Source organism: Microbacterium sp. ISL-103, assembly GCF_018613995.1.
GTDB lineage: Bacteria > Actinomycetota > Actinomycetes > Actinomycetales > Microbacteriaceae > Microbacterium.
Window position 1 is genome coordinate 1 of the sequence record NZ_JAGGPD010000163.1, and the last position, 1,699, is coordinate 1,699.

General features: G+C 68.3%; 2 protein-coding genes. Both read left to right on the top strand.

Annotated features, from left to right (window positions below; genetic code table 11):
* The first annotated feature begins 105 nt into the window (after positions 1-105).
* On the top strand, positions 106-780 hold the full coding sequence (locus J7E68_RS06855) for a hypothetical protein (RefSeq protein ID WP_215171098.1): 675 nt from the start codon (positions 106-108) through the stop codon (positions 778-780).
* Positions 777-1,699 (top strand): HNH endonuclease signature motif containing protein (locus J7E68_RS06860; protein WP_215171100.1); only part of this gene is annotated, 923 nt, incomplete at its 3' end. The genes J7E68_RS06855 and J7E68_RS06860, both read left to right, overlap by 4 nt.

Sequence of the window (1,699 nt, forward strand, 5' to 3'; positions counted from 1 at the left end):
CCTCCTCGTCGCAGCATTCTGGTAGGCCGGAATGCGTGTCTGATCTGGGGTTGTTCGGGCGGGTTTCGGGGTTCGAATGTCGGTGGTCCCGGGTTGACTATGGGTATGAACAGCACCGCGGAGCTTCTGGGTCGGGTCCTCACCGACCTCGATGCGGTGCTGTCCGACAACGTGTTGGCGGGGTTGTCTGATGCGGAGCGCATCACGGTGTTGCAGGCGGCGGGGGCGGCGTTCCGTCGGGTGGAGGCGGTGGTGGTCGAGACGGTCGCGACCGGTGACATGGGGGATTTCCCTCACGCGGCGGGCTGTCGGGGCATGAACGAGTTGTTGCAGCGGACGTTGTTGGTCGACGCGCGGGGTGCGACCTTGGTTGACCGGGTTGTGGATCGGGTGCGGCGTCCGGTGAGTCTGGCGGGGGAGAGGGTGCCGGCGCGGTGGCCGGAGATGCGGGTCGCGTTGCTCGACGGGGTGGTCGGGGTTGCGGGGTTTCTCGCGGCGACGGGGCCGATCGAGAAGGTCTGGGACCGGATCAGTGTCGACCAGCGGTTGGCCGCGGACGTCGCGCTGGCCGGGTGCGCGCGCGGGCACGGGGTCGTGTTCGATGACGAAAACGACCCGGATGTGGAGCCGGATGCGGATGGTGACGTGGATGGTCCGTCGCCGACGACGCAGGATTTGAAGGCGTTGGCGGAGGATCTCGCGTCGATGTTCGACCCGGATGGGGAAGAACCGAAGGATGAGGACGCGCGGCGGCGTCGGGGGTCACGATCGGCCGGTTGACGGACGGCGTGCACGCGATCCGCGGGTACTTGACCCCCGAGGTCGCCGCGCAGTTCCTGCTGATCATGGACGCGCTCCTCAACCCCAAAGGTGACGGGCCGCCTATGCCGGGGGTGCACTTCGCCCCCAGCGACGATGCCGACGCAGATCCTTCAGACGCTCGCGCGGATGACGACTCCGACTCCGGCTCCGGCTCCGGTGCTGACGCTGATGCGGACGCCGAGGGCGCTGATCCGTTCAACTCAGATCCGCGGTGCGTGATCGATGACCGCACTGCGGCCCAGAAGCGTCATGACGCTCTCGCGGCGGTGGTGGTGATCGCTGCCCGTCACAAAGACATGCCCACTCTCGGTGGGGCATCACCGGTCCTCGTCGTCAACGTCGACGCCCACGACCTCGCCTCCCACGCCGCCCACGCCGCGGGCTCAGCCTTCGGACCCGGCGCCACGTTCAGGTCCGGCACCGCCGGGGCTGGTGTCGGTGTCGGGGCGAGCGGCAACACGGGGTGGGCGACGATCCCCGGATCCGGTGCCCACGTCCCCGTCTCGGTCGCCGCGCAGGTCGCGTGCGCGGGGGCGATCCAACGGGTCCTGTTCGACGAGGGACGCATCATCGGGATCACGACCACCGACCGGGTGTTCACCGTGCATCAACGGCGGGCGATCATCGCCCGCGACAAGGAATGCCTGATCCCCGGATGCCACGTGCCCGCGTCATGGTGCGAGATCCACCACGTCACCGAACACGCCCACGGCGGCCCGACCCATACCGACAACGGTGTCCCGTTGTGCTGGTGGCACCACCGCAACCTCAGCACCTCCGGGTGGGAGATCCGCATGAACCACGGCATCCCCCAGGTCCGCGGACCACGATGGTGGGACCCCGAACAACGATGGCGAACACCGCGACTCAGCATGAA

Bases quoted from the DNA above. Each gene is read 5' to 3' on its own strand.
- J7E68_RS06855 (WP_215171098.1), top strand. From the start codon at position 106: ATGAACAGCACCGCGGAGCTTCTGGGTCGGGTCCTCACCGACCTCGAT.